21 protein-coding genes are annotated in these 25,278 nt (G+C 72.8%); 12 read left to right on the forward strand and 9 right to left on the reverse strand.

Annotation, left to right across the window (positions count from 1 at the left end):
* Positions 1-71: 71 nt before the first annotated feature.
* From ACFXAZ_RS25655 to ACFXAZ_RS25680, 6 genes are all read right to left on the reverse strand, one after another.
* Complete coding sequence (locus ACFXAZ_RS25655; RefSeq protein ID WP_384595705.1) at positions 72-2,126, reverse strand: M4 family metallopeptidase; 2,055 nt, start codon at positions 2,124-2,126, stop codon at positions 72-74.
* Positions 2,127-2,464: 338 nt separating this feature from the next.
* Positions 2,465-4,219 carry an ABC transporter ATP-binding protein gene (locus ACFXAZ_RS25660; RefSeq protein ID WP_384595823.1) on the reverse strand — a complete coding sequence of 585 codons (1,755 nt, stop codon included), beginning with the start codon at positions 4,217-4,219 and terminating at the stop codon, positions 2,465-2,467.
* Between the two features lie 152 nt (positions 4,220-4,371).
* On the reverse strand, positions 4,372-6,075 hold the full coding sequence (locus ACFXAZ_RS25665) for an ABC transporter transmembrane domain-containing protein (RefSeq protein WP_384595707.1): 1,704 nt from the start codon (positions 6,073-6,075) through the stop codon (positions 4,372-4,374).
* Between the two features lie 100 nt (positions 6,076-6,175).
* Entirely contained in the window at positions 6,176-6,577 is a 402-nt protein-coding gene (locus ACFXAZ_RS25670; RefSeq protein ID WP_384595710.1) for a hypothetical protein, read from the reverse strand.
* A 100-nt stretch (positions 6,578-6,677) separates the two neighbouring features.
* Complete coding sequence (locus ACFXAZ_RS25675; RefSeq protein WP_384595713.1) at positions 6,678-8,543, reverse strand: ABC transporter ATP-binding protein; 1,866 nt, start codon at positions 8,541-8,543, stop codon at positions 6,678-6,680.
* Positions 8,540-10,825: an ABC transporter ATP-binding protein gene (locus ACFXAZ_RS25680; RefSeq protein WP_384595716.1), complete on the reverse strand. Its 2,286-nt coding sequence runs from the start codon at positions 10,823-10,825 to the stop codon at positions 8,540-8,542. Before ACFXAZ_RS25680 ends, ACFXAZ_RS25675 begins: the two co-directional genes overlap by 4 nt.
* Before the next feature lie 206 nt (positions 10,826-11,031).
* Here ACFXAZ_RS25680 and ACFXAZ_RS25685 point away from each other — a divergent pair, with 206 nt between their 5' ends.
* From ACFXAZ_RS25685 to ACFXAZ_RS25700, 4 genes are all read left to right on the forward strand, one after another.
* On the forward strand, positions 11,032-11,931 hold the full coding sequence (locus ACFXAZ_RS25685; protein WP_384595719.1) for an ABC transporter ATP-binding protein: 900 nt from the start codon (positions 11,032-11,034) through the stop codon (positions 11,929-11,931).
* A complete protein-coding gene (locus tag ACFXAZ_RS25690; RefSeq protein WP_384595722.1) occupies positions 11,928-12,662 on the forward strand; it encodes an ABC transporter permease in 735 nt (244 codons plus the stop codon). Before ACFXAZ_RS25685 ends, ACFXAZ_RS25690 begins: the two co-directional genes overlap by 4 nt.
* An 86-nt stretch (positions 12,663-12,748) precedes the next feature.
* On the forward strand, positions 12,749-14,023 hold the full coding sequence (locus ACFXAZ_RS25695; protein ID WP_384595725.1) for a sensor histidine kinase: 1,275 nt from the start codon (positions 12,749-12,751) through the stop codon (positions 14,021-14,023).
* Entirely contained in the window at positions 14,016-14,669 is a 654-nt protein-coding gene (locus ACFXAZ_RS25700) for a response regulator (protein ID WP_384595728.1), read from the forward strand. The genes ACFXAZ_RS25695 and ACFXAZ_RS25700 overlap by 8 nt, the downstream gene beginning before the upstream one ends.
* Before the next feature lie 75 nt (positions 14,670-14,744).
* Here the strand turns inward: ACFXAZ_RS25700 and glgX are convergent, their stop codons facing one another.
* Complete coding sequence (glgX, locus tag ACFXAZ_RS25705; RefSeq protein WP_384595731.1) at positions 14,745-16,988, reverse strand: glycogen debranching protein GlgX; 2,244 nt, start codon at positions 16,986-16,988, stop codon at positions 14,745-14,747.
* A gap of 153 nt (positions 16,989-17,141) precedes the next feature.
* Here glgX and ACFXAZ_RS25710 point away from each other — a divergent pair, with 153 nt between their 5' ends.
* From ACFXAZ_RS25710 to ACFXAZ_RS25730, 5 genes are all read left to right on the forward strand, one after another.
* Positions 17,142-18,383: an Ig-like domain-containing protein gene (locus ACFXAZ_RS25710; RefSeq protein ID WP_384595734.1), complete on the forward strand. Its 1,242-nt coding sequence runs from the start codon at positions 17,142-17,144 to the stop codon at positions 18,381-18,383.
* A gap of 194 nt (positions 18,384-18,577) precedes the next feature.
* On the forward strand, positions 18,578-19,843 hold the full coding sequence (locus ACFXAZ_RS25715) for an Ig-like domain-containing protein (RefSeq protein ID WP_384595738.1): 1,266 nt from the start codon (positions 18,578-18,580) through the stop codon (positions 19,841-19,843).
* A 96-nt stretch (positions 19,844-19,939) separates the two neighbouring features.
* A complete protein-coding gene (locus ACFXAZ_RS25720; RefSeq protein ID WP_384595741.1) occupies positions 19,940-20,707 on the forward strand; it encodes an enoyl-CoA hydratase/isomerase family protein in 768 nt (255 codons plus the stop codon).
* 274 nt (positions 20,708-20,981) lie between these two features.
* Positions 20,982-21,485 carry an ATP-binding protein gene (locus ACFXAZ_RS25725; protein WP_382685440.1) on the forward strand — a complete coding sequence of 168 codons (504 nt, stop codon included), beginning with the start codon at positions 20,982-20,984 and terminating at the stop codon, positions 21,483-21,485.
* 104 nt (positions 21,486-21,589) lie between these two features.
* The gene (locus tag ACFXAZ_RS25730; protein WP_384595744.1) at positions 21,590-22,246 is read left to right on the forward strand and encodes an ADP-ribosyltransferase; all 657 of its coding nucleotides are present in this window, start codon (positions 21,590-21,592) and stop codon (positions 22,244-22,246) included.
* Between the two features lie 4 nt (positions 22,247-22,250).
* Here ACFXAZ_RS25730 and ACFXAZ_RS25735 read toward each other — a convergent pair whose 3' ends face one another.
* Positions 22,251-22,892, reverse strand: coding sequence for a GNAT family N-acetyltransferase (locus ACFXAZ_RS25735; protein ID WP_384595747.1), 642 nt, complete (start codon positions 22,890-22,892; stop codon positions 22,251-22,253).
* Between the two features lie 72 nt (positions 22,893-22,964).
* On the opposite strand from ACFXAZ_RS25735, the gene ACFXAZ_RS25740 reads away from it, so the two are divergent.
* From ACFXAZ_RS25740 to ACFXAZ_RS25750, 3 genes are all read left to right on the forward strand, one after another.
* Positions 22,965-23,936, forward strand: coding sequence for a MerR family transcriptional regulator (locus tag ACFXAZ_RS25740; RefSeq protein WP_384595750.1), 972 nt, complete (start codon positions 22,965-22,967; stop codon positions 23,934-23,936).
* 46 nt (positions 23,937-23,982) lie between these two features.
* Complete coding sequence (locus ACFXAZ_RS25745; RefSeq protein WP_382685432.1) at positions 23,983-24,195, forward strand: EF-hand domain-containing protein; 213 nt, start codon at positions 23,983-23,985, stop codon at positions 24,193-24,195.
* Positions 24,196-24,263: 68 nt separating this feature from the next.
* Entirely contained in the window at positions 24,264-24,713 is a 450-nt protein-coding gene (locus tag ACFXAZ_RS25750; protein WP_384595753.1) for a hypothetical protein, read from the forward strand.
* A gap of 6 nt (positions 24,714-24,719) precedes the next feature.
* Here ACFXAZ_RS25750 and ACFXAZ_RS25755 read toward each other — a convergent pair whose 3' ends face one another.
* Positions 24,720-25,274: a glycoside hydrolase family 25 protein gene (locus ACFXAZ_RS25755; RefSeq protein ID WP_384595756.1), complete on the reverse strand. Its 555-nt coding sequence runs from the start codon at positions 25,272-25,274 to the stop codon at positions 24,720-24,722.
* Positions 25,275-25,278: the final 4 nt, after the last annotated feature.

Below are 25,278 nucleotides of genomic sequence, written 5' to 3' on the forward strand. Positions count from 1 at the left end.
GGGCCATGGGTGCCGCCCTGTGCCACTTCGTTACCGGGGCGGGGACCACCGCCGCCCCGGGAACACGGAGGCTACGGGAACGTCAGCTTCCAGCTGTTGATGTAGCCGGTGTCCTGGGACGCCACGTCCTGGACGCGGAGTTGCCAGGTGCCGTTGGCGACTTCCGCCGAGGCGTTGACCGTGTAGGTCTCCTGGACGTTGTCCGCCGAGTCGGAGCTGCTGGAGTTCTTCAGGCGGTACAGGGTGCCGTCGGGGGCCACCAGGTCGATCACCAGGTCGCCGCGCCAGGTGTGGACGATGTCCACCTCGACCGCGAGCGCCGCCGGGGCGTTGCCGGTGCGGCCGGTGACGGTGATCGGGGAGTTGACGGCCGCGGCGTTGTCCGGGATGGCCACATCGGTGGTGGACTCGAAGGACGTGCCGCCGCCGGGCGGGTTGCCGGAGCGGGTGCCGACCGCGACGGCCGCCCACGCGTCCTGCACCGCCTTGTACTCGGCGGAGGTGGCGCCGTACAGCTCACCGGCCACCGCGAGCGTGCCGGTGCGGGCCGCCGCGTAGTTGGTCGTGGTGGTGAACTTGGTGGTCAGCGCCTTGAACCAGATCTGCTCCGCCTTCGCCCGGCCGATGCCGGTCACCGGCAGGCCGTCCGAGGTCGGCGAGTTGTAGCTGACACCGTTGATCACCTTGGTGCCGCTGCCCTCGCTGAGCAGGTAGAAGAAGTGGTTCGCGGGGCCCGAGGAGTAGTGCACGTCGATCGAGCCGATGCCGGAGTACCAGCTGTCCTTGGACGCGCCGTCCTTGCTCGGCTGGTCCATGTAGCGCAGCGGCGTGCCGTTGCCGTTGATGTCGATCTTCTCGCCGATGAGGTAGTCGCCCACGTCGGAGGAGTTGTTGGCGTAGAACTCGACGGTCGTGCCGAGGATGTCCGAGGTCGCCTCGTTCAGGCCGCCGGACTCGCCGCTGTAGATCAGGCCCGCGGTCGCGGCGGTGAGGCCGTGGGTCATCTCGTGGCCGGCCACGTCGATCGAGGTGAGCGGCTTGGCGTTGCCCGCGCCGTCCCCGTACGTCATGCAGAAGCAGCTGTCCGACCAGAACGCGTTGATGTAGTTGTTGCCGTAGTGGACCCGCGAGTAGGCGCCGACGCCGTCACCGCGGATGCCGTTGCGGCCGTGCACGTTCTTGTAGTAGTCCCAGGTCAGCGCGGCGCCGTAGTGCGCGTCGGCACCGGCCGTCTCCAGGTTGGCGGCGGTGCCGTTGCCCCAGACGTCGTCCGCCCCGGAGAACAGCGTGCCGGTGCCGGAGGTGGCCCGGTTGAGGTTGTACGTACGGTGGTTGCCGCGCGCCCCGTCGGTGAGGTTGTACGTCGTCCCGGACTGCGTGCTGGTCAGCGGGACCGTGCCGCTGTACTGGGTGTTGCCCGTGCCGTTGCGCACCGCCTGCCACTCGAACAGCTGCTCGCCGGTGCTCGCGTCCGTGACGACGTGCAGCTCCTGCGGGGTGCCGTCCTCCTGGAGGCCGCCGACGACCGTCTCGTACGCGAGCGTCGGGGTGCCCTCGGCCGCCCAGATCACCTTGCGCGGCGCGGTCTCGATGGCCGGGTTCTCCGCGTTCCCGGCGCGGGCCTCGGCGAGCGCCTGGCTCTCCGCCTTCGCGCCGGCGAGGGTCGGCGTCAGCGACGACACCTCGATCTTCGCGCGGGTGGCCTTGACCGTGCTCTCGGTCGTGCCGTCCTTCGCCGTGGAGACGACCAGGTCACCGCCGAGCACGGGCAGCCCGCCGTACGTCCGCTCGTAGCGGGTGTGCACGGTGCCGTCCTGGTCCTTGACCACATCCCGGACGACCAGCTTCTCCTTGGCGCCGAGGCCGAGTTCGGCCGCGGTGGCGGTCTTCCCGGCGTCGGCCTCGCGGATCAGCGCGGTGCGCTGGGCGGGGGTGAGGTCGGCGGGCAGGGCGCCGGGGTCCGCCGCGCCGATCGGCGCCGCGGGGGCCTGGCCGGGGGCGGCGGTCGCTCCGCCGACCTGCACGGCGGCGGCCAGGAAGGCGGCGACGCCGACCAGGGCGACGGTGGCGACCCGGCGACGGCGGGGGGTGTGGGGGGCGGGTCTGTGGGAGGAAGTACTGCTCAACACTGACTCCTTCTGCGTGGCCACGGGTCGCGCGGCCGGGGAGACCGGGCGGCCGAGGGGTCGTCCGGGCAGAACGGGACACCAGATGCGTACGGCCCGTAGAACTCGCGGCGAGGTACGTGGGGTTGCCGTGAGGGGCCTTGGGAAGGGTGGCACTGAAGGCCACCTATTGTCAGGAGCGCGTCAATAGGTTGGCCGGAACTCGTCCGTTGTCCAGGAGTTCACGTCCGCTATACGGAGGCGAGCGCGGCGGATCATCCACAGGTGCCGATGCCGGCGGGGAATCAAGGGCTGTTCATGAGCTAATCATGGGCAGGTCAAGTGGGGACGCGGGCGGGTCAAGGACGCGTCCCCGCCGGGTCCTCCCGTGTCTCCCCGTGCCACGTGTGCCACAGCCTCGCGTACGCGCCGCCCGCCGCCACCAGTTCGTCGTGCGTGCCCAGTTCACTGAGCCGGCCGTCCTTTATCACCGCCACCCGGTCCGCGTCGTGCGCGGTGTGCAGCCGGTGCGCGATCGCGATGACCGTACGTCCCTTCAGCACGGCCGCCAGCGCCCGCTCCGTGTGCCGGGCCGTCGTCGGGTCCAGCAGCGCCGTCGCCTCGTCCAGGATCAGGGTGTGCGGATCGGCCAGCACCACCCGGGCCAGGGCCAGTTGCTGGGCGCGCGAACCGTCCGTGGGGTGACCGGCCCCGCCGAGCCGGGTGTCCAGGCCCTCCGGCAGCGCCCGCGCCCACTCCCGCGCGCCGACCGCCGCCAGCGCCGCCCACACCTGCTCGTCCGTCGCCCCGGGCTCGGCGATCAGCAGATTGTCGCGGACCGTACCGAGGAACACATGGTGCTCCTGCGTGACCAGCACCACCTGACGCCGCAACTGCTCCGGATCCAGCGCCGCGACCGGCACCCCGCCCACCGTCACCGTGCCCGCGCTCGGCGCGTCCACGCCCGCCAGCAGCCGGCTCAGCGTCGTCTTGCCCGCCCCCGACCGCCCCACCACCGCCAGCCGCTCACCCGGCCGGACCGTCAGATCCACCCCGCGCAGCACCTCGCCGCCCCGGTCGTACGCGTACCGCGCGCCCCGTACGTCGATCCGGTCGTCCGCCGGGACGGGCGCGTCCGCCGCCGCGGCGGCCCTCGGGGCCTGCGCCAGCCCCTCCACCCGGGCGAACGACGCCCCGCTGCTCTGGAGTTGTTCCACCCGCACCAGGATCTCGTCCAGCGGGCCGGACAACTGCTGGAGATACAGCGCCGCCGTCACCACCGCGCCCAGACTCATCGAGCCGTTCATGTGCAGCGCCCCGCCGATCAGCAGCACCCCGGCCACCGGCAGGATGTACGACACCTCGACGGCCGGGAAGAACACCGTGCGCAGATACAGCGTGTGGAAGCGGGCCCGGCGCGAGGTCTCCAGCCGCTCCCGGCTCGCGGCGATCCGCTCCCGGCCCAGCCCGAACGCCTCGATCGTGCGGGCGCCCGCCGCCGTCGCCGCGACCGCCTCCGCGACCTGGGAGGTGGCCGCGCCCTCGGCGAGATAGCCGTCCCGCGCCCTGCGCAGATACCAGCGCAGCACCAGGTGGATCGGCAGCAGGCAGAACACGCCCAGGACGCCGAAGAGGGGGTTCAGGGTGAACACCGCGATCAGCAGGAACGCCGCCTGGATGCCGCTGACGAAGAGTTCCGGGGCGGCGTCGCGCAGGGTGGTGCCGACGGCCGCCACGTCCGCCGTGCCGCGGGCCGTCAGATCGCCGGTGCCGGCGCGTTCCACGGTCGACGCGGGGAGGGTGAGGACGCGGTCCACGAAACGTTCGCGGATCCGGGCGAGGGTGCGTTCGCCGAAGCGGTGAGCCGCGTAGCGGGCCCAGCGGGAGAGGAGGAGCTGGGCCAGGGCGGCCATGAGGATGCCCAGGGCGAGGCGGTCGATCGTGCCCACGTCGGCGCCGTCGCGGACCTCGTCGATGATGCGGCCCAGCAGCCAGGGGCCCGCGAGGCCCGCGAGGGCGGCGGCGGAGTTGAGGGCGATGACTGTGGTGAAGAGGGGGGTGTCCGCCGTGACCAGGGTCTTCGCCGCGCGGCGGACCGCCTTGGGGGTGGCGATGGGGAGGTGGTGGGGTGGGGTGGTGGGGGCGGTGCCGGTGCCGGTGCGTTGTGGCTGGTCGCGCAGTTCCCCGCGCCCCTGACGGGGTTGCCGCTCGCGTCCGTTGGAGGGTTGCTGCCCGTCTCCGTGCCCCTGGGGCGGCTGGTGCGCGGTCACTGGGGAAGGTCCTCCATGTCCCGGGCCACCAGGGCGCGGTAGGTCGGCTCGGTCTTCAGGAGGTGGTGGTGCGGGCCGGTGGCCGTCGCCTTGCCGTCGACCACGTGGATCACCGTGTCCGCCTGGTCCAGGACCAGCGGGGACGTCGTCGTCACCACCGTCGTACGGCCCGCCCGGGCCGCCCGCAGGCGCTCGGCGATCGTCGCCTCCGTGTGGGCGTCCAGGGCCGATGTCGGCTCGATCGCGAGCAGGATCTCCGGGTCGGCGAGCAGGGCCCGTACGAGCCGGACGCGCTGGCGCTGGCCGCCGGAGAGGTTGCGGCCCTGGGCGTCGATCGGGGAGTCCACGCCGTCGGGCAGGCCCTGGACTATGTCCTGCGCGGCGGCCGTGCGTACGGCGTCCGCCAGGGCGGTGTCCGAGCGGTCCCGGGCGTTCACCACCTCGCGCAGCGGGCCCGCGAACAGGTCGGCCTCATGGTCGGCGAGCAGGATACGGGCGCGGACCTGGGCCAGCGGGACGCGGTCCAGCCGGACCCCGCCCCAGGTCGCCGCCGACGGCGTGTAACGGGCGAGGCGTTCGAGGATCTCCGTGGCGTCGGCCGGGTGCGCGGCGGCCAGTGCCGTGAGCCGGCCGGGCAGCACCCGCACGCCCGACCCGGGGTCGTGCAGCGCCGACGGCTCGGCGGGGGCGTCCGCGTCGCCCGTGTCGGCGGCGGGCTCCAGCCGCAGGAACCGTACGACCCGCCCGGCGGCGACCAGGCCCCGGCTGATCAGATAGCCGCACTCCACCAGGAACGCCATCGGGATCACCAGCACCGCGACATAGCCGTACACCGCCGCCAGTTCCCCCACCGTGAGCTGGCCCTGTGCGGCGAGCCGGGCCGCCAGCCAGCTCACCACCGCCAGGAACACGACAGGCAGTCCGAGGCCGAGCGCCTGCAACCAGCTGGTGACCGCGCCCACCCGGTAGCCCTGCGCCCGCAGCCGCCCCGAGTCGGCGCGGAACGCGTCCGCGAACAGGCCCTTGCCGCCCAGCCCGTTGAGCACCCGCAGCCCGCCCGCCAGATCGCCGATCCGGGCCGTCAGCAGGCCCTGCACCTCGCGGTACTCCGCCTCCCGCCCCTGGAGCCGGCGCATCGGCGGCCCGACCAGCAGCACCAGCACCGGCAGCCCGAGCAGGATCACGGCCGCGAGCTGCCCCGAGACCGACAGCAGCGCGGCGGCGACCACCGCATACGCGATGACCGAGCCGACACCGGGTCCGATGACCGTCAGCGCGCCGGCGATCGTCTGTACGTCACCGACGCCGATCGTGGTCACCTCACCGGCCCCGGTCTGCGGGCCCAGCCGGGCGCCCAGGCGCACCGAGTGATCCACGACCACCTTGACCGTACGGAAGTTGGCGTCCATCCGGACCCGGGTCATCGTGCGGTGCCGCATGATGCTCAGCCACGCGTTCACCACGCCGACCCCGACCAGCGCCGCGCACCAGAACGCCAGCACCGGGTAGTCGCCCTTCGTGAGACCTTGGTCCACCGCCCGCGCCATCAGGAACGGCGTCGCCGCGAGCAGCACCATCCAGACACTGGCGAGCAGCGCCCCGGCCACCGACCGGCCCGCCTGGCTGCGGACCAGCCACCACAGATACCGGGCGGGCCCGCGCCGGTCGGGGGTGCCGGGGTCGCCGTACGTGTCGATCATGTGTGCCCCGCTCGGGTGGTGGTCGGGTGGGGAGTGGCTGCGTGGTGCCTGCCGGGCGGGCCGGGGTCGCCGTACGCGTCGATCGTGTTCCCCCGTCCCCTCACGCGTCCACGGCCGACGCGAGGCCGAAGAGCAGTGCCCCGGTGGCGGCGAACGCGGGTCCGGCCGGGCGGGGCCAGGACGACAGGCGCCGGGTGCCGATCTGGTCGAGGGCGACCCCGGCGGCGGCGGGCCACAGGACGCCGAAGGCGGTGTCGAGGAGGTCGAAGCCGCCCGTGTCGGCAAGGCCGAGGCAGGCCGTGGCGAGGAGGGCGACGGCGGCTCCGGCGACCGCGCTCGCCGCCGCGAGGGGGAAGCGCGGGGCGAAGGGATTCCAGCTCCCGTGCCCGGGATCCCGCCGCCGGGCCCGGAGGGCGATCACGACGGCGGTGATCTGCGCCAGACAGGCGGTCACCCCCCACAGGGCGGCGGGGACCAGCACCACGGGCCCGTCGGAGTCCATCGGGGTGATTCCTCTCTCACGTCCTACGCCTCACGCCTCGGCCTCCGCTTCACGTCTCAGCCGCGCCTCGGCGTCACGCCCGGTGCGTCAGCCTCACGTCTCACGCCAGGCTCTCGCGCCACGCCCGGTGCAGCTCCGCGAACCGGCCCGTCCCGGCGATCAGGTCCGCCGGGGTGCCGTCCTCCACCACCCTGCCGTGCTCCATCACCAGCACCCGGTCGGCGATCTCGACCGTGGACAGCCGGTGCGCGATCACCACCGCCGTACGGCCCTTGAGGACCGTGGCCATCGCCCGCTGCACGGCCCGCTCGCCCGGCACGTCCAGCGAACTCGTCGCCTCGTCGAGGATCAGCACCGCCGGATCGGCGAGCAACGCGCGCGCGAACGCGACGAGCTGGCGCTGCCCGGCCGAGATCCGGCCGCCGCGCTTGCGGACGTCGGTGTCGTAGCCGTCGGGCAGGGCGCTGATGAAATCGTGCGCGCCGATCGCCTTCGCCGCGCGCTCGATGTCCTCGCGGGAGGCGTCCGGGCGGCCGATCGCGATGTTCTCGGCGACCGTGCCGGAGAACAGGAACGCCTCCTGCGTCACCATCACCACCCCGCGCCGCAGTTCGGGTATGCCGAGGTCGCGCAGATCCACGCCGTCCAGCAGCACCCGGCCGTCGGTCGGGTCGTAGAACCGGGCCAGCAGCTTCGCCAGCGTGGACTTCCCGGCGCCGGTGGTGCCGACGACCGCGACGGTCTGCCCCGCCGGGAGGGTGAGGGAGAACCGGGGCAGCACCTCACCGCCCGTGCGGTACGCGAACCGGACACCGTCGAAGACCACCTCACGGCCGGGCCGCCCGGCCGACGCGAGCGGCGGCAGCGCACGCGGCTGCTCCGGCTCCGGCACCGACGGGGTCTGCGCCAGCAGTCCGGCGATCTTCTCCAGCGACGCCGCCGCCGACTGGTAGGAGTTGAGGAACATCGCCAGCCGGTCGATCGGGTCGTACAGCCGCCGCAGATACAGCACCGCCGCCGCCAGCACACCCAGCGCCAGCGTCCCGTCCGCCACCTGGTACGCGCCCCACAGCACGATCCCCGCGACCGCCGTGTTGGCCGTCAGCCGGGAGCCGACCACATAGCGGGCCATCTCCAGCAGCGCGTCCCCGTTGGTGCGCTCGTGGCGCCGGTTCAGGACCCGGAAGTCGGCCTCGTTCGCCGCCTCCCGGCGGAACGCGCGCACCGGGCGGATGCCGTTCATCGTCTCCACGAACTTCACGATCACCGCCGCGATGGCCGTCGACCGCACCCGGTAGATCCGTCCCGCCCGCCGCTGGTACATCCGCACCAGCCCGTACAGCGGCACGAACGACGCCACCGCCAGCGCGCCGAGCCCCACATCCAGCCAGAGCAGCATCGCCGAGATGTACACGAACGACAGGACCACCGTGATCAGTTCTTGCAGGCCCTCGTCCAGCAGCTCGCGCAGCGACTCCACGTCCGTGGTGGACCGGGAGATCAGCCGCCCCGAGGTGTACCGCTCGTGGAAGTCGACACTCAGCGCCTGCGCGTGCCGGAAGATCCGGCCCCGCAGGTCCAGCAGCACATTCTGGTTGACATGCGCGGCGGACGTGATGAACGCCGACTGGAGCAGCCCGGACGCCAGCGCGCACAGCAGATAGCCGACGCCCACCGCGATCAGCGGCCCCTTGTCACCGTCCTCGCGCAGCGCCGGTACGGCACGGTCGATGGCGTACGCCACCAGCAGCGGGCCCGCCTGCACCGCCGCCTGCCCGAGCAGCAGCACTACGGCGGTCAGCGCCACCCGGGCCTTCAGCGGGGCCAGCAGCGACCGCAGCAGGCGGCCGGTGGCACCCGGCGGGGAGGGCAGGACGTCCTGGTCGAAGGCGTCGTCGGGGTCCGGGGGACGGGGGAGGTCGGGTTCGTCGTCGGTGACGGCGCTGGTCGTCGTCGGCGCGGTCATCGCTCGCCGTCCTTTCCGAAGTCCGTTGCCGGGCTGTCTCCCGCAGGCGGATCCGCGTCCACCCCCGACATCAGATGGGCGTACTCCGCATTGCCGCGCAGCAGTTCCTGATGGGTGCCGACCGCGGTGATCCGGCCGCCGGACAGCAGGGCCACCCGGTCGGCGAGCAGCACGGTGGACGGGCGGTGGGCCACGATCAGGGCGGTGGTGTCGGCGAGCACCTGCCGCAGCGCGGCCTCCACGGCGGCCTCGGTGTGCACGTCCAGCGCGGACAGCGGGTCGTCCAGGACCAGGAAACGCGGGCGCCCCACCACGGCCCGCGCGAGTGCCAGCCGCTGCCGCTGTCCGCCGGACAGGCTCAGGCCCTGCTCACCGACCTGGGTGTCGGTGCCCTGCGGGAGGGCGTGGGCGAAGTCGGCCTGGGCGACGGCCAGCGCGCGGTTCAGCTCGGCGTCACCGGCGTCCCCGCCCGCGCCCATGAGGACGTTCTCGCCGACGCTGGCCGAGAACAGGGTGGGTTCCTCGAAGGCGACGGCCACCGCCGCGCGGAGTTCCTCGCGGGGCATCGCCGTGATGTCCACGCCGTCGAGGGTGATCCGGCCGTCGGTGATCTCGTGCAGCCGGGGGACGAGCGCCGTGAGGGTGGTCTTTCCGCTGCCGGTCGCGCCCACCAGGGCCATGGACTCGCCGGGCCGTATTCGCAGGTCTATGCCGCTCAGCACGGGCGGGGCGTCGGGCGCCGCGTCGGGGTAACGAAAGGTGACGTCGTGGAACACCAGGCCCGGCAGGACCCCGGCCGCCCCCTCCGGGGCGTACTCGGCGGTACCGCTCGGGTTGACCCCGGCCGCCCCCTCCGGGGCGAGCTTGACGGCGTCACTGGGGTCGATCCCGGCTGTCCTCTTCGGGGCGACCTCGGCCGCGTTGCTCGCGGCGACCCCGGCCGCCTCCTCCGGGTCGACCTCGGCCGCACCCCCCAGGGCGCACTCGGCGCCACCGCTCGGCTCGACCCCGGCCGCCCCCTCCAGGGCGCCCCCCGCCGCCTCCCGCAGCGCGCCCCCGGCCGCGTCCCCCGCCGCGACAAGGCGTACCCCTTCCACAGACTCCCTCGGCGCAACAACACGCCCCCCTTCCCCGGCCTCCCCCGGCCTGACAAGGCCCACGCCCTCCGCCGACTCCCCCGAAGTGACAAGGCCCACCCCCTTCACCGCCCCCCTCGGCGTGACAAGGCCCACCCCCTCCACCGCCCCCCTCGGAGAGACCGGCCGCACCCCCGTCCCCGACTCCTCCTCCGCGTCCATCACCTCGAAATACCGGTCCGTCGCCGTCGCCGCCTCCTGGCTCATCGCCAGCAGGAAGCCGATCGAGTCGACCGGCCAGCGCAGCGCGAGGGCCGTCGACAGGAACGCCACCAGCGTGCCCGCCGACAGCACACCGTCCGCGACCTGGACGACCCCCACCACCAGCGCCGACCCGATGGCGATCTCCGGCAGGACGATGATGACGCCCCAGATCGCCGCCAGCAGCCGCGCCTTGCGCAACTCCGTGCCGCGCAGCTTCCGCGACAGATCCCGGAACGCCCGCGCCTGGCTGCGATGACGCCCGAAGCCCTTGATGATCCGGACGCCGAGCACACTCTCCTCGACGACCGTCGTCAGATCGCCGACCTGGTCCTGCGCGAGCCGCGCCACGCCCGCGTACCGCTTCTCGAAGACGACGCAGGTGACGATGACGGGGATCACCGGGCCCAGGATCACCAGCCCGAGCGTCCAGTCCTGGATCAGCATGATGATCACGCCGACCAGAATCGTCACCCCGTTGACCAGCAGAAACGTCAGCGGAAAGGCGAGGAACATCCGCAGCAGCATCAGATCCGTGGTGCCCCGCGACAGCAACTGCCCCGAGGGCCAGCGGTCGTGGAAGGCCACCGGCAGCCGCTGGAGATGCCCGTACAGCGCGGCCCGCATGTCCGCCTCGACCCGGGCCAGCGGCCGGGCCACCAGCCACCGCCGGACCCAGAACAGCACGGCCTCGGCGATCCCGAGCAGCAGCAGGAACAGCGCCCCGAGCCACACCCCGGCCGTGTCCCGGTCGGTGACGGGCCCGTCCACCAGCCACTTGAGTACGAGGGGGATCACCAGCCCCGTGCAGGAGGCGATGATCGCGACGAACGCGGCCGTGAACAACCGCGCCCGTACCGGCCGTACATACGGCCACAGCCGCAGCAGGCTGCGTACGGCTGACCGGCCCTGCGGCTCGTTGGTGTGTGCATGCTTCGTCGACATCAGGAGTGAGCCTACGGATTGCCACTGACACTGCCCAGTGGGTTTCGCCCGGGGCAGACTCGGTCTTAAGTCCTACGACCTGCGGATATGACGCTTCTCACGGCCTCGCGGGCCGGGGTCGTACCGCCGCATCAACCGATCGGTGGATGCCAGGTCGAGCGGGTCGTCCGATGTGCCGCCCCCGCCCCCGGCGCGACGCTGGGGCCATGCCCGTCATCGAAGTCAGCGAACTGCGCAAGTCCTACGGCGGCCGGCCCGTGGTCGACGGAGTCTCCTTCACCGTCGAGGAGGGCGAGATCTTCGGCATCCTCGGCCCCAACGGCGCCGGCAAGACCACCACCGTCGAATGCGTCGAGGGCCTGCGCATCCCCGACTCCGGCCGGGTCCGGGTCGCCGGGCTCGACCCCGTCACCGACCACGAGCAGGTCGCCCGCGTCCTCGGCGCCCAGCTCCAGCAGAGCCGCCTCCAGGCCAAGCTCACCGTCCGCGAGGCGCTGGAGCTGTACACGTCCTTCTATCCGCACCCCGCCGACTGGCGCCCGCTGGTCGAACGGCTCGGCCTCACCGACCGGCTCCCGATCGCCTTCGGCAAGCTCAGCGGCGGCCAGCAGCAGCGGCTGTTCATCGCGCTCGCGCTGATCGGCGACCCGCGGTTCGTCGTCCTGGACGAGCTGACCACCGGCCTGGACCCGCGCGCCCGCCGCGACACCTGGCAGCTCATCGAGGACATCCGCGACCGGGGCGTCACCGTGCTGCTGGTCACCCACTTCATGGAGGAGGCCCAGCGGCTGTGCGACCGGATCGCGGTGATCGACCGGGGCCGGATCGCCGCCCTGGACACTCCCGAGGGCCTGATCCGCCGCTCGGCGGGCCGTACGGTCATCAGCTTCACCCCGTCCGCGCCGCTGGACCGGGACGCGCTGCACGCGCTGCCCGCGCTGGCCCTGGCCGAGGAGCGGGACGGCCGGCTCACCCTCACCGGCACCGACGCGACCGTGGACGCCGTGCTCACCCTGCTCGCCCGCCGCCGGATCACCGCCCACCAACTGCGCGTCAGCGACGCCACGCTCGACGACGCGTTCCTGGACCTCACGGAGACCTCATGAACACCGCCGTCCTGCGCACCGAGGTCCGGCTGTTCGCCCGCGAACCCGGCTCGCTCTTCTGGATCCTGGTCTTCCCGCCGCTGCTGCTGGCCATCGTGGGTTCCATCCCGTCGTACCGCGAGCCACAGGAGACGCTGGACGGCCTGCGGCTCGTGGACATCTACGTGGGCATCGCCGTGCTGCTCGGGATGATCGTCGCCGGGACCCAGGCGATGCCCGCCGCGCTGACCGCCTACCGGGAACAGGGCGTGCTGCGCCGGATGTCCACCACCCCGGTCCGGCCGACCGCGCTGCTGGCCGCGCACACCCTGGTGCACGGCCTGGCCGGCGTGCTCGCCGCCCTGGTCCCGCTGCTGATCGGACGGCTCGTGTTCGACGTGGCACTGCCCCGGCAGCCGTACGGCTACGCGCTCGCGCTGCTGTGCGGAGTGCTGGTCTCGCTCGCCATGGGCGCCCTGATCTCGGCGCTCGCCCCGAATGTGCGGATCGCCACCGCGATCGGTACGGCGGTGCTGTTCCCGATGATGTTCTGCGCGGGCGTGTGGCTGCCGGTGCAGGCCATGCCGGACCTGCTGGCGGACATCGTGCGCTGCACCCCGTTCGGGGCCGCCGCCGAGGCACTGCGCGAGGCCGCGGCCGGCGACTGGCCCAGCTGGGTCCACCTCGGCGTGCTGGCCGGCTGGGCGGTGCTGCTGTCGGCGGCGGCCGTCCGCTGGTTCCGGTGGGAGTAGGGCGGCCAGAGATGCACACCGGACCGGCCCGACGCGTGGACCGGACCTCCGCCGGGAGCAGGCGGCCCGACGTGCAGACTGGACCGATGAGCCAGTCCGAGCAGGAGACCGACCGCAGATGGCGGCAGTTCCGCAGATGGGGGCCGTACGGACTGCTGGCCGTCGGCACGCTCCTGTCGGCGGCCACCGCCCCGGAGCTGATGCCCGGCCGGTCCGAGCGGTGGACGGCCGCCGCCCTGGTGCTCACCGCCGTCGTGCTCCAGGAGTCCTTCGACCGGGCCCGGCTGCGCGCGGAGCGGGCCGGGCGGCCGATCGTCCCGTCCCCGCTCGGCGCGGCCTTCTTCCTGGTCCGCTGGGTCGTCATCGCCGCCCTGATCTATCTGAACCCCTGCTTCGGGTTCGCCGCGGCGGCCGGCTTCTTCGACGTGGGCGAGCTGATCAGGGGCCACCGCGCCCAGTGGTGGGGCGTGTTCCTCACCGGCGTCGCCATCTCCGTCTCCCAGGCCGGCGGGCTGCCCCTGCGCGACCTCAGCCACGCCGTGGTGCTCGCCGGACTGGTCACCGCCAACACCGCGCTGTACCTGGTGATCGCCCACTTCTCCGCCAAGGACGAGGAACGCGCCCGGGAACGCGTCGCCACCATCGCCGAACTGGAACGCACCAACACCGCCCTCCACAGGGCCCTGGACGAGAACAGGGCGCTGCACGCCCAGCTGCTGGTGCAGGCCCGGGAGGCCGGGGTCGCCGACGAGCGGCGCCGGCTCGCCGCCGAGATCCACGACACCATCGCCCAGGGCCTGACCGGCATCATCGCCCAGCTCCAGGTCGTCGCGGGCACCCCCGACCCGGAGCTCGCCCGGGTCCATCTGGAGCGCGCCGCCGACCTGGCCCGGCACAGCCTCGGCGAGGCCCGCCGCTCGGTGCACAACCTCGCCCCGGTGGCGCTGGACAGCGACGGACTGCCCGAGGCGCTGAAGAAGACGGTCACCGACTGGGGCGACCGCACCGGGGTGCGGGCCGGTTTCACCCTCACCGGCACCGCCGAGCAACTGCACGACGAGCTGTCCGCGACCCTGCTGCGGATCGCCCAGGAGGCGCTGTCCAACGCCGCCCGGCACGCGTCGGCCACCCGCGTCGGCGTCACGCTGTCCTTCATGGGCGACGAGGTGGTCCTCGACATCCGCGACGACGGCCGCGGCTTCGACCCGGCCGCGCTGCCCGCCCGCACCCGCACCGGTGGCTTCGGCCTCGACGGCATGCGCGCCCGCGCCGCCCGCATGGCCGGCTCCCTCGCCGTGGAGTCCGAGCCGGGCGGCGGCACGGCCCTGTCGGCTCGCGTACCGTTGGTCCGCCATGAGTAGCCGCGATGACGCCCCCGAGATCACGCTCCTCGTCGTGGACGACCATCCCGTCGTACGGGACGGGCTGCGCGGCATGTTCGACTCCGCCCCCGGCTTCACCGTCCTCGGCGAGGCCGCCGACGGGGTGGAGGCGGTCGCGCGGGCCCTCGCCCTCGACCCGGACGTGATCCTCATGGACCTGCGGATGCCGGGCGGCGGGGGCGTCGCCGCCATCGCCGAGCTGACCCGGCGCGGCGCCCGCGCCAAGGTCCTGGTCCTCACGACGTACGACACCGACTCCGACACCCTGCCCGCGATCGAGGCGGGCGCCACCGGCTACCTCCTCAAGGACGCGCCCCGCGACGAGCTGTTCACCGCCGTCCGCGCCGCCGCCCAGGGCCGTACGGTGCTGTCCCCGGCCGTCGCCTCCCGGCTGGTCTCGGCCGTGCGCACCCCCGGGGCAGGGGGCAGCGAGCCGCTGTCCGCCCGGGAGCGCGAGGTGCTCGCCCTGGTCGCCAGGGGCACCCCCAACCGCGAGATCGCCCGCACGCTCTTCATCAGCGAGGCCACGGTCAAGACCCACCTCACCCACCTCTACGCCAAGCTGGGCGTCAAGGACCGCGCGGCGGCGGTGGCGGTCGCCTACGACCGGGGCATCCTCGGCTGACGCGGGCCCACGTCACACCCCCCGCCCCAGATCACACCTCCCGCCCCACGTCACACCCCCCGCCGCACCCCTGCTTCACTCCGCCACCCGCAGCAACAGCACCGCCCGCCCCGGCACGGTCACCGCCACCCCCGCCGGAAGCACCACCCCGGGCCCCGCGCCCCGCCCCTCCTCCTCGGACGTGTCGACGACCACCTCGTACGCCTGCGCCCAAGGCGCCCCCGGCAGCACGAACTCCACCGGCTCCGCCCCGGCGTGCAGCACGGCGAGGAAGCTGTCGTCGACGATCGGCGCCCCGTTCTCGTCCCGGCCCGGTATGTCCCGCCCGGACAGATACATGCCGAGGGTCGCGGCGGGCGCGTACCAGTCGCCCTCGGTCATCTCCATGCCCCGCGCGGTGAACCAGGCCAGATCCCGCAGCCCGTCCGCCGAGTGCGCCCGCCCGGAGAAGAACGCCCGGCGGCGCAGCACCGGATGCCGGTGGCGCAGCGCGATCAGCCGCGCGGTCAGCGCGCACAGCTCCCGCCAGCCCGGCTCCGCCAGGAGCCCCCAGTCCAGCCAGCCGACCGCGTTGTCCTGGCAGTAGGCGTTGTTGTTGCCGCCCTGGGTGCGCCCCATCTCGTCGCCCGCGACCAGCATCGGCACGCCCGTCGACAGCAGCAGGGTGGTCAGCAGATTGCGCAGCTGGCGGCGCCGGAGCGCGCCCACCTCCGCATCGTCGCTCTCGCCCTCGGCGCCGCAGTTGAAGGACCGGTTGTCGTCGGTGCCGTCCCGGCCGTCCTCGCCGTTGTCCTCGTTGTGCTTGCGCTGGTACGACACCAGGTCGCGCAGCGTGAAACCGTCGTGCGCGGTGACGAAGTTGACGGAGGCGTAGGGACGCCGCCCGCCCCACGCGTACAGATCGCTGGACCCGGACAGCCGGTAGCCCATCTCCCGGACGTCCGGCAGCGCGTGCCGCCAGAAGTCCCGGACGGTGTCGCGGTAGCGGTCGTTCCACTCGGTCCACAGCGGCGGGAAGGCACCCACCTGGTAGCCGCCGGAGCCCACGTCCCACGGTTCGGCGATCAGCTTCACCCGGCGCAGCACCGGGTCCTGGGCGATCACCGCGAGGAAGGGGGAGAGCATGTCGACGTCGTGCATCGAGCGGGCGAGCGCCGCCGCGAGGTCGAAACGGAAGCCGTCCACGCCCATCTCGGTGACCCAGTAGCGCAGCGAGTCCGTGATCAGCCGCAGGACGTGCGGCTGGACGACGTGCAGGGTGTTGCCGCAGCCGGTGTAGTCGGTGTAGCGCCGGGCGTCGCTCTGCAACCGGTAGTAGCCGCGGTTGTCGATGCCCTTCAGGGAGAGGGTGGGGCCCCGCTCGCCCCCCTCGGCCGTGTGGTTGTAGACCACGTCCAGGATCACCTCGATCCCGGCCGCGTGCAGCGCCCGTACCATCCGCTTGAACTCGCCGACCTGCTGTCCGGCGGTGCCGGTGGCCGCGTAGCCCGCGTGCGGCGCGAAATAGCCGATGGAGTTGTAGCCCCAGTAGTTCCTCAGGCCCCGGCGCAGCAGATGGTCCTCGTGCGCGAACTGATGCACCGGCAGCAGCTCCACCGCCGTGACGCCCAGGTTCACCAGGTGTTCTATGGCGGCGGGGTGGGCGAGCCCGGCGTACGTCCCGCGCAGTTCCCCGGGCACGCCGGGGTGCAGTTTGGTGAACCCGCGCACATGCAGTTCGTAGATCACCGAGTCCGCCCACGGCGTCTTCGGCCGCCGGTCGTCCGCCCAGTCGTCGTCATCGTGGACGACGACCCCCTTCGGGACGTACGGCGCCGAGTCCCGTTCGTCGCGGACGGTGTCGGCGGCCTGCTGCTGGGGCCAGTCCCGGACATGCCCGTACACCTCCGGCGGCAGCGCGAAGTCGCCGTCCACGGCGCGGGCGTACGGGTCCAGCAGCAGCTTCGCCGGGTTCCAGCGGGCGCCGGTCCAGGGGTCCCAGCGGCCGTGCACCCGGTAGCCGTAGCGCTGGCCGGGCAGCACGCCCGGCACGAAGCCGTGCCAGATCTCGTGGGTCAGTTCGGTCAGCCGGGCCCGGGTCTCCCGGTCCCGCTCGTCGAACAGACACAGCTCGACGGCCTCCGCCCCGCCCGCCCACAGCGCGAAGTTGGTGCCCGCCACCCCGTCCGCGCCGACCCGGAACCGGGCGCCCAGCGGCGTCGAGGCGCCCGGCCGCACCGGCACCTCCGGCGGCCGGGGCCGGACACCGGGTACGGCCGGCCGTTCCCGCGCGGTGGCGCACTGCTCCGCCACCGCCTCCTGCTCGGCTGCGCTGGACACCTGGGCGCCTCCCGCGGCTCATGGCACGACGCGGTCGGCCGGGGTCCCGGCGTCCCGACCGGGCCTGCCCGTCATGTCGTCCTCCCCCTGTTCTGCCCAGAGCGTGCCTCGCACTCACGTTTCCCGGGGCGGGCATGGTCGTTGTGCACTTTCGTGAACCACGCACACGGGCGCGCGCGGCGCGCGGGGGCCGTTCTGGCCGCCCTACTGACCTGGGCCGCACTGCTGGCGGCGGTGGCCGGCTGCACCGCGAGCGGTGTCGCGGTGGACGAGATGCTCGGCGGACCCCCCGCCCCCAAGGACGTCATCCGCATCACCCCCGACGACCACCAGAAGGACGTACGCCCCGGCTCCCCGCTCTTCGTCCGGGTGCCGGACGGCCGGCTGGAGTCGGTACGGGTCGTCAGATCCCAGGACGCGCAGGACAGCGAGGTCCCCGGCCGGTTCTCGGCCGACGGCCGGACCTGGACGGCCGAGGACCCCCGCCTCGCGCTGGCCGCGCGGTACACGGTCCACGCGGTGGCCTTGGACGAGGACGGCCGCCGCCTCTCCCGGCACACCGGCTTCACCACCCACGTCCCCGCCGAGCGGTTCCTCGCGTACGTCACCCCCGAGCACCGCGCCACCGTCGGCACCGGAATGATCGTCTCCCTGGACTTCAACCGCGAGATCACCCACCGCGCGGCCGTCGAACGGGCCGTGCGGATCACCGCGGACCCCCCGGTCGACATCCGCCCGCACTGGTTCGGCGCCGACCGTCTGGACTTCCGCCCCGAGCGCTACTGGACCCCCGGCACCCGTGTCACCGTCGACCTGCGGCTGCGCGACGTCGAGGGCGCGCCGGGCGTGTACGGGCTCCAGCACAAGACGGTCACCTTCACCGTCGGCCGCGGCCAGGTCTCCCTCGTGGACGCCGCCGCCCACACCATGCAGGTCCGCCGCGACGGCGAACTCCTCGCCACCGTGCCGGTCACCGCGGGCAGCGACAAGGCCCCCACGTACAACGGCAGGATGGTCGTCACCGAGATGTTCGAGGTGACCCGGATGAACGGCGCGAGCGTCGGTTTCAAGAAGGCCGACGGCAAGAGCGAGTACGACATCCCGGACGTGCCGCACGCCATGCGGCTGACCGAGTCCGGCACCTTCCTGCACGGCAACTACTGGAAGGACGAGTCGGTGTTCGGCACCAGCAACATCAGTCACGGCTGTATCGGGCTGCGCGATGTGCGGGGCGGCGGCGCGGACACCCCGGCGGGCTGGTTCTTCGACCGCAGCCTCGTGGGCGATGTGGTCGAGGTGGTCGGCAGCAAGGACCGCACGGTGGCCGCCGACAACGGGCTCGGCGGCTGGAACCTGGACTGGAAGCGGTGGACGGCGGGCAGCGCGGTGAAGTGAGCGGTTGGGGCAGCGGCCCCTGAAGTGGCCTGCCGGGCGGCCGGGGTTGGCGGGCCGCCCGGTCGCCGGGGTTGGGACCGAACGGTGACACGCGGGTCCGGTCGACCCTCCTGACCGGCCGGTTAACATGCGCCATGCGCGCGTGGGACGCGCCGGCCGCGGGCCCGGTGAAGGCCGGGGAGGGGAGAGGGAACGTGACAGCGGGACCGATATCGGGGGCGTCGGTTGGGACGCGCGGGACGCGCGCACGCCGTGGGCGCGGGCGGCTCGGTGCACTGTTCGCGGGGGCCGTCCTGCTGGCGGTGACCGCCTGCGGCGGCGGCTCGGAGCCGGGCCCGGGACCGGGCACCGACGAGGGCAAGGGCAGCGGCAAGGACTCCACGGCGGCACAGAGCAAGGAGTCGCAGGCGGTCGTCACCATCGCCCCGAAGGACGGCACCGAGTCGGTGGACACCAGCGGCGACCTCAAGGTCACCGCGGCGAAGGGCACACTCACCGAGGTCGTCGTCCAGGACGGCGACGGTACGAAGGTCGACGGGCAGATCTCCGCCGACGGCACCTCCTGGACACCGGCCCGGCATCTCGCCGCGTCCACCGCCTACCAGGTGCGCGCCACCGCCCAGGACCCCGAGGGCCGCACCGCCACCCAGGAGTCCGGCTTCACCACCCTGACCCCGAAGAACACCTTCCTCGGCACGTTCACCCCCGAGGACGGCTCGACCGTCGGGGTCGGGATGCCGTTCTCGATCCGCTTCGACCGGGGCATCACCAACCCGGCGGACGTCGAGAAGGCCATCGAGATCACCACCGAACCGGCCGTCGACGTCCAGGGCCACTGGTTCGGCGACGACCGCCTCGACTTCCGGCCCGAGACGTACTGGAAGGCCGGCACCGAGGTCACCGTCCGGCTCGGCCTCGACGGCGTCGAGGGCCGCCCCGGCGTCTACGGCGAGCAGGCGAAGACCGTCTCCTTCACCATCGGCCGCGACCAGGTCTCCGTGGTCGACGCCGAGAACCTCACCATGAAGGTCATGCGCGACGGCAAGGTCGTCAAGACCCTCCCCATCACCACCGGCGCCCCCGGCTACGAGACCTGGAACGGCAAGATGGTCATCAGCGAGAAGCTGAAGGAGACCCGGATGGACGGCGCCACGGTCGGCTACGAGGGCGAGTACGACATCCCGGACGTGCCCCACGCCATGCGCCTGAGCGACTCCGGCACCTTCCTCCACGGCAACTACTGGGCCGGCGACGCCTTCGGCAACCGCAACGCCAGCCACGGCTGCATCGGGCTGCGCGATGTCCAGGGCGCCTGGGACGCGACGGCACCGGGCGCCTGGTTCTTCGACAACTCCTTGCTCGGTGACGTGGTCGAGGTGAAGAACTCCGACGACGCCACGATCGCCCCCGACAACGGCCTCAACGGCTGGAACATGTCATGGGCGGACTGGACGGCGTAGCCCCCGCCCGGCCCGATGCCCGACCGGACCCCGACCCGGACCCGGTGTGACGGACCGCACCGGGGCCCGGACGTTAGGCGCCGTTAACCTGCTGCCATGACCGTCACTCTCGAAGTCGCCGAAGGCGTCGGCACGCTCCGGCTCGACCGTCCGCCGATGAACGCGCTGGATGTCGCCACCCAGGACCGGCTCAAGGAACTCGCCGAGGAGGTCACCGCCCGTGAGGACGTCCGCACGGTGGTGATCTACGGCGGTGAGAAGGTGTTCGCGGCCGGAGCGGACATCAAGGAGATGGAGAACATGGACCACACCGCGATGGTCCTGCGCTCCCGCGGCCTCCAGGACGCCTTCACGGCCATCGCCCGGATCCCCAAGCCGGTGGTGGCGGCCGTGACCGGGTACGCGCTGGGCGGCGGCTGCGAACTGGCTTTGTGCGCGGACTACCGGATCGCCGCCGACAACGCCAAGCTCGGCCAGCCGGAGATCCTGCTCGGCCTGATCCCCGGCGCGGGCGGCACCCAGCGCCTCGCCCGGCTGATCGGCCCGTCCAGGGCCAAGGACCTGATCTTCACCGGCCGTCAGGTCAGGGCCGCCGAGGCGCTCACCCTCGGCCTGGTGGACCGGGTGGTGCCCGCCGACGAGGTGTACGCGCAGGCGCACGCCTGGGCCGCGAAGCTCGCCAAGGGCCCGGCGCTGGCACTGCGCGCGGCGAAGGAGTCGGTGGACGCGGGTCTGGACAGCGGCATCGAGACCGGGCTCGCGGTGGAGCGCACCTGGTTCGCCGGGCTGTTCGCCACCGAGGACCGCGAGCGGGGCATGCGCAGCTTCGTCGCGGACGGCCCCGGCAAGGCGACGTTCCTCTGAACACACCCGGTGGGGCTGGTAATTGACGCGATGTCTGATTCCGGGTCCCTCGATGGGGCGGTTTGTGGCAGCCTTAAGGCAGCCTTAAGCCCGCCGCGTCGAGGGAGACCGTCTGTTGCCATCTTCCGAGCCGTCTCCGCAGGTCGGAGGGGCTGTCAACGGGTCCGAACTGCCGATGGCATATGCCGATCACCACTCCCGGAATGGTTGGTTCCGGGGGGCGTATTCCACCGGAACGGCCCCGCGCGGGCCACTTGGCGGCCATGATGGGTCCATGGCGGGGCTGGACGGCATCGAACAGCCGCGGGGACACGGCCGTGCGACCGCGGCGCGCTGGTCGCCCGCGGTCGAGGACGAACGGGCGCTCAAGGCGCTGGAGTTGTTCGGGAATCCCACGGAGGCGGAGGTCGCCCTCCCCTCCCGCCCCGAGTCCGCCGCCACCGCCCGCCGCCTCGCCCAGGTCGTCGCCCTGCGTGAATGGGGCTGCACCCCCAAGCTCACCGAGGACGCGGTCCTGCTGGTCTCCGAACTCGTCGGCAACGCCGTCCGGCACACCGGGGCCCGCGTCTTCGGACTGCGGATGCGCCGGCGCCGGGGCTGGATCCGGGTCGAGGTCCGCGACCCCTCACGCGGGCTGCCCTGTCTGATGCCGGTGCAGGAGCTGGACATCAGCGGCCGGGGCCTGTTCCTCGTCGACAAGCTCGCCGACCGCTGGGGCGTGGACCTGCTGCCCCGGGGCAAGACCACCTGGTTCGAGATGCGGGTCGCCGACCGCTGAGGCCGGCGGCCCATCCCCCCTGCGGACAACGGCAGTTGGGCAACACGCCGTCGTACGGGTGACGGTCCCCCCGGCGCCCCGCGCGAGCCGGGATCGTACCGTCCATGATCACTACGAAGCTGCGGCGCCGCTGCGCCGCCGCCGTCCTGTCCCTGTCCGCCGTGCTCGCCACCAGCGCCGCGACGACCGCCCCCGCCGACACCACGAAGGCGGCCCCCGCACGGGCCGTGGCAGCGCGGGCCGTGGCCGCGCCCGCCGTCGCGGGGGTGCCCGCCGCGTGTCCCGTGCAGTTCGAGGACAAGCTGACGGCCGCCGCGGACCGCCGCGCCGACGTGGACCGGATCACCCCCGAGCCGGTGTGGCGCACCAGCTGCGGCACGCTCTACCGCAGCGACGGCCGCGGCCCGTCGGTCGTCTTCGAACAGGGCTTCCACCCGAAGGACGTCGTCAGCGGCCAGTACGACATCGAGCAGTACGTCCTGGTCAACCAGCCCTCGCCGTACGTGTCCACCACCTACGACCACGACCTGTACAAGAACTGGTGGAAGTCCGGCTACAACTACTACATCGACGCCCCCGGCGGCGTCGACGTGAACAAGACCATCGGCGACACCCACAAGTGGGCCGACCAGGTCGAGGTGGCCTTCCCCGGCGGGATCGACCGGAAGTACATCATCGGGGTGTGCCCGGTGGACAAGGCGACCAAGACCGAGAACATGAGCGGCTGCGAGAGCAACCCGCACTTCGAGCCCTGGCACTGATCACTCACCCCCCGGCGGTGAACAGGGCCTCCGAGCCCACCGCACGGTAACCGGCCGCCTGGAACGCCCGCAGACTGCGGGCGTTCCCCGCCGAGATCTGCGCCCACACCGGCTCGCCCCCGGCCAGCTGCCGCGCCGCCGTCGCCAGCCGCCGCCCCAGCCCCCGCCGCCGTACCCCCGCGTCCACCTCCACCGCCGCCTCCAGGCGCCCGCCGACCCCGCGGCCCAGCACCAGCAGCCCGCCCTCGGGCGCCGTCCACACCCGGACCGCGTCGCGGCGCAGCAGGGAGCTGACGACCCGCGGATGGGTGGGATCGCCGATCTCCCGCAGGGCGAGGACGGGCTTGCCCGGCAGCGGCCCGGCCACCGTCATGACGTCGATGGTGTCGGTGCGGCGGCCCGTACGGGCCATGAAGGCGGCCAGGAAGGACGGGTGCATGGGCGCCGCGAGCGGGTCGGCGGGCGTGGCGGCCAGGGTGTCGTACACCCAGGCGGGGTCCTCGTCCGTGAAGACCACCGAGTGCGCGGTGAAGGCCAGCACCCCGGCGTCTCGCGGGCTGTCCTGGGGCACGACGGTGGTGGTGCCGTCGGGCGGCGGGAAGGCACCTCTGGCCGCGGCGTCCAGAATGTCCCGCAGCTTCTCCACAGCGCCCGCCTCTCTCGCTCCCCTGCCCGCTCCCTTGAGTCTCCACCCACTGGAAGGCCCACACTCACACACATGATCGACCACGGCACCGGACTTTTCCCCATCGGCACCCTGGCCCGCGCCACCGGACTGTCCGTACGGACCATCCGCTACTGGTCCGACGAGGGCGTCCTGCACCCCGCGGGCCGCTCCTCGGGCGGCTACCGCCTCTACGACGCCGAGTCCGTGGCCCGCCTGGAACTGATCCGCACCCTGCGCGAACTGGGCCTCGGCCTTCAGGACGTACGCCGGGTGCTGGACGGCGAGGCCACGGTCGCGGATGTGGCGGCGGCGCATGTGGTGGCGCTGGACGCGCGGATCAGGGCGCTGAAGGTGACCCGTGCGGTGCTGTCGACCGTGGCGAGGCGCGGTGCGAGCGCGGAGGAGATGACCTTGATGAACAAGCTGGCGCGGCTGTCGGCCGCCGAACGGGCGCGGATTCTTGAGGAGTTCGTGGAGGAGATGTTCCACGGCCTGGACACCGCCGACCCGGTGATCCGGGAGCGAATGCGCACCATGGCCGTGGACCTGCCGGACGAGCCGACGCCGGAGCAGGTGGACGCGTGGGTGGAGCTGGCGGAACTGCTCCAGGACCCCGAGTTCAGGACGCGGATGCGGCAGGCGGCGGAGTTCAACGCGGCCGGGGGCAGGGAGCGGGACGCACCGGCCGGGGCGTCGATGTGGTTCGCCCGGCGCCTGGTCCAGCTCGGCGCGCGGGCCCGCGCGCGGGGCGTCGCCCCCGAGTCACCGGAGGCGGCGGAGATCCTGCGGGAACTGCTGGGCGCGCAGGACGCGGGCGGCGCTGACGACTCGGGAGCCTCGGGCACCTCCTCCCGCCCGGACATCGACTGGACCGCCGTACTGGAACGGCTGGAGGCGATGACCGACGACCGGGTGGCCCGTTACCGTGAGTTGCTGGCCCGGGTGAAGGGCGGGGAGCCCACGGCGCACCGGGCGGAGTTCGGCTGGGTGGTCGCCGCCGTGCGACACCGGGCCGACCGATAATCTGACCTTCGCACACACGATAGAGGTACGACGAAGGGGCGGATCGGTGGCTGACATCGAGGAAGCGCGCAAGGAGTTCGAGCGGATCGACACGAACGGTGACGGCCAGATCACCGCCGCCGAGCTGAAGACCGCTCTCGCGCAGGGGGGCGACTGGAATGTCACCGAGGCGGTCGCCGAGGCGATCATCGCGAGCCGCGACCTCAACGCGGACAAGCTCCTGTCGTTCGACGAGTTCTGGGCGCACCTGAACAAGTGACAAGGAGCGGGGAGGGCGTCCGTACGGATGCCCTCCCCCCTTTTTTCGTTACCGGGGAGGATCGGGCCATGACCACCAGCCGGTACCCCTTCGTGGACGAGCACTCGACGATCGTCGCGGCACCGCCGGACGCGGTGTGGCGGGCGCTGACCGAAGCGGTGGAGGGCGCCTATGCCACCGGCTTCGCGACCCGCTACGCCCACCTGATCGGCTGCGACCCGGCGACCGCCACCGGCCCCCGCCCGCTGGCCGAGGGCGCCACCCTTCCGGGCTTCCGGGTGGTGACGGCCACCCCGCCCACCACGCTGGCCCTGGCGGGCGCCCACCGCTTCTCCTCCTACACCCTCACCTTCCACCTCACCCCCCTCACCCCGCACCGCTCCCAACTGCGAGCCGAGACCCGGGCGGCCTTCCCCGGCACCCGGGGCGGCCTCTACCGCCACCTGGTCATCGGCACCAGCATCCACTCGTACCTGCTGCGCCGACTGCTGGCGGGGGTGGGGCGGCGGGTGGGGTGACGCCGCTCAGACGGTGGCCCAGTCCTTGAGGGCGGCCTTGGAGGAGAAATCGCCGACGTTCTTGTCGAGCGGGGTGTCGGTGTACTGATGGAAGCGCCACCTGGCCTCGATACGGGGCTCGCCCGCCGTCACATAGTCGGCGATCCACAGGCCGTCGCCCGCGTACGAGGTGGTGTCCACATGCAGCCAGAAACTGCGGTTGCAATAGAGAATGACCTTGTTGTTCGGGCGCAGTGCCTTCACCTTCTTGATGAAGGTGTCCTTCTCCGCGTTCGAGGCGTGGGTGCCGTCGCTCGTGTTCTCCCAGTCGACGGCGAGGATGTCGCCGCGCTTGTCGGGGGCCTTGGCGACGAAGTACTCGGCCTGGGCGGTGAGGTTGCCGGGCCACAGGAAGTGGTAGAAGCCGACGACCAGACCCGCGTCCCGGCCGTGTTTGGTCTGGTCGGTGAGTTTGGGGTTGACGTAGCTGCGGCCCTCCGTCGCCTTGATGAAGACGAAGGACAGACCGGCGGTGTCGTAGTCCGAAGACTGGTGGGAACTGACATCGATGCCCTTGAGCACGGGG

Origin of the sequence: Streptomyces sp. NPDC059477 (genome assembly GCF_042749375.1) — a bacterium.
GTDB lineage: Bacteria > Actinomycetota > Actinomycetes > Streptomycetales > Streptomycetaceae > Streptomyces.